Source organism: Streptomyces sp. NPDC032161, from assembly GCF_040636995.1.
Taxonomy (GTDB): domain Bacteria; phylum Actinomycetota; class Actinomycetes; order Streptomycetales; family Streptomycetaceae; genus Streptomyces.
In genome coordinates, this window is record NZ_JBEZVN010000105.1 from 1 (window position 1) to 2,748 (window position 2,748).

Here is a 2,748-nt window from a genome sequence, read left to right on the forward strand (position 1 = left end):
CAGCAGGCGCCGATCGCCCACGAACAGCAGTCAGCTACCCTGACACTCGCCGCATAACGACACGAGCAGGTGTCCACTGCTCGGGGACAAGGCCCGTCATCGCCAAGGGTGGCGGCTTGGCCGACATCAATGTCGGAGACGCCATTGAGCATATGGAGGCGCATCGAGCTCAGCGGGCCACGTCGGGCGGTCAAAGCCTGTTCTATTCCTGGCTGAAGGAACTGGGGCACCTGCACCGAACATCCGGCCAGGCCTCGGTCGGGCAGCTCGTCGACCGCTACCGGCCGCAGTCCAAGCCGATCCGGGACCTGCTGGTCGAGTACCTCAAGGAACGCCAGCCCACCATGGACTACACGTCCTTGGAGGACGCGTCACGGACGCTTGTGAGGAATTTCTGGCTGCAGATTGAGCGCATCCAGCCCGGCATCGACACACTTCGGCTGCCATCCGAAGTCGTGAGCGCATGGAAGCAGGTCAGCAGGACGAAAGTCACACGCCGCCGGCTGCCCGATGGCACAGTCCACGAGGCGGTGACGGAGCGCGCCAACTACGGCAGCCTCGTGATCGGAGTTCGAGCCCTATACCTCGACCTGGCCCACTGGGCCGTCGAGGAACCAGAACGCTGGGGCCCATGGGTTGCTCCCTGCCCGGTCAGCGCCGCCGATGCCAGTACGTCCAAGCACGAGAAGCGCCGCAAGGCCAAGATGGACCAGCGCACCCGCGAACGACTGCCCGCGCTGTCCACCGTTGTCCGCGCCGCCAGGGCGAACTGGACGGAGGCCCGGGAGGGGATGGACGCCCTGCAGGCTGCCCCACTCGGTGGCCGGTTCACGTTCAGGGGCAGAACCAACACGCGCCAGAAGACGGACTCGTCGACTCCGTTCCGGGCCTACGACGAGTCCGGCCGACGCGTCCATCTGGGACTGCTCGAGGAACGGGCGTTCTGGGCCTGGGCCACGATCGAGTTCCTGCAGCACACCGGCGTCCGGATCGAGGAGATGCTGGAGGCCAGCCATCACGCCCTGATCCAGTACAAGCTCCCCACCAGCGGCGAAGTAGTACCTCTGCTCCAGGTCGCTCCCTCGAAAACCGACGAGGAACGGCTTCTCCTCGTCAGCCCAGAACTGGCCGACGTCCTCAGCACGATCACCGCCCGCGTCCGCGACCCTCGAACAGGCGCGATCCCGATGCTGCCCAACTACGACGTCGCGGAGAAGATCTGGAACCCGCCGATGCCGCTGCTGTTCCAGTGGACATACGGAGGCCAGCGCACACCGGTGTCCCGCCAACTGATCCGCAACGGTCTCAACGAGGTTCTGGAACGAACCGGGCTCACCGACTCCGCGGGCCAGCCCCTCGACTTCGCTCCGCACGACTTCCGAAGGATCTTCATCACTGACGCAATCCGCAGCGGCCTGCCGCCCCACATCGCGCAGGTCCTCGCAGGCCACTCCGACATCAACACCACGATGGGCTACAACACCATCTACCCGGCGGACGCCATCGAAGCCCACCGCGCGTTCATCGCCCGCCGTCGATCGCTTCGTCCCAGCGAGGAATACCGGACCCCGACGAACGAGGAGTGGGACGCCTTCCTCGCCCACTTCGAGAAGCGCAAGCTCTCACTGGGAACCTGCGCTCGGGCCTTCGGAACGTCGTGCATCCACGAACACGCTTGCGTCCGATGTTCGCTCCTCCGACCCGAGCCGTCCCAGCGAGACCGTCTGACCGAGATCCGCGACAACCTGCTCGACCGGATCGCCGAAGCTCAGCGGGAGGGCTGGCTCGGCGAGGTCGAGGGCCTGGAGATCAGCCTGGCCGGCGCCGAGGACAAGTTGACCCAGCTCGATGCCGCTCTCAAGCCCTCAGTCATCCACCTGGGCCTGCCCACCTTCGGCGAGATCGCCGCACGGACCACCTGATCGGCTCCGCCACGCGACTGGCGGAGCCGATCAAGGTTGACGACGCGCGAGGATGATCCCTCCCAGCTTGCTCTCGGCAGAGGTGAGAGTCTTGTGCGTCTCGACGGCGAAGCCAACTTCATTAAGCCACTCAATCGTCTGGTGGTGCTGCCGGCGATGGACATAGACCTTCATCGGGTGCCCGCCATAGCCCTCAGTCTTCAACTGCGACTCATCGCCGACATGGAAACTGAGCAGCAATGGCCCACCGGGCCGAAGCACTCGACGGAAATGCGCAAGAACCGAGCTGATCTCGTCGTCAGGAATGTGGATCAATGAGTACCAGGCGACCAGGCCAGTCACGGAGGCGTCGGCCAAGGCGAGGTCCGTCATGGAACCGAGATCGAACCGCACACCGGGGTGATCACGACGGGCCACATCGATCATTCCAGGTGACAGATCGATGCCAATCGCGTCCAGGCCAAGGTTCCGCAGGTGGCCTGTGATCCTGCCGGTCCCACACCCCACGTCCGCAACCAGCCCGCCGCCTTGGGCACGCACCAGGTCGGCAAACATGGCCAAGACCGCGCGTTCCTCGGGCGTTTCGTCCAAGAGGTGACGTGTCAGCTCTGCGTAGCTTGCAGCGACGGTGTCATAAGACGTCCGCGTATCCGCCAACCAGTCATCTGCGTTCAGTCCCATTTCCACCGACCGCAGGCTACACAACCGGTGTGACGGCTTAGTTCGGAGAAGGGGGCGCGGACGTAGCCGTGTTCGTGGCAGTGGTCGAGCACGGTGGCGGGCGCGGTGCGGCAGACGGCGCACGCCCACCCGGCCACCCTGCGGG

2 protein-coding genes and 1 pseudogene are annotated in these 2,748 nt (G+C 65.2%); 1 reads left to right on the forward strand and 2 read right to left on the reverse strand.

Annotated features, from left to right (window positions below; genetic code table 11):
* Positions 1 to 1,922 (forward strand): site-specific integrase (locus tag AB0E67_RS36355; RefSeq protein ID WP_362035132.1); only part of this gene is annotated, 1,922 nt, incomplete at its 5' end.
* 30 nt (positions 1,923 to 1,952) lie between these two features.
* On the opposite strand, the gene AB0E67_RS36360 is transcribed toward AB0E67_RS36355, so the two are convergent.
* Together AB0E67_RS36360 and AB0E67_RS36365 are read right to left on the reverse strand one after the other, a co-directional pair.
* A complete protein-coding gene (locus tag AB0E67_RS36360) occupies positions 1,953 to 2,597 on the reverse strand; it encodes a class I SAM-dependent methyltransferase (RefSeq protein ID WP_362035133.1) in 645 nt (214 codons plus the stop codon).
* Positions 2,598 to 2,653: 56 nt separating this feature from the next.
* Positions 2,654 to 2,748, reverse strand: a pseudogene (locus tag AB0E67_RS36365) (endonuclease domain-containing protein); the annotation flags it as partial.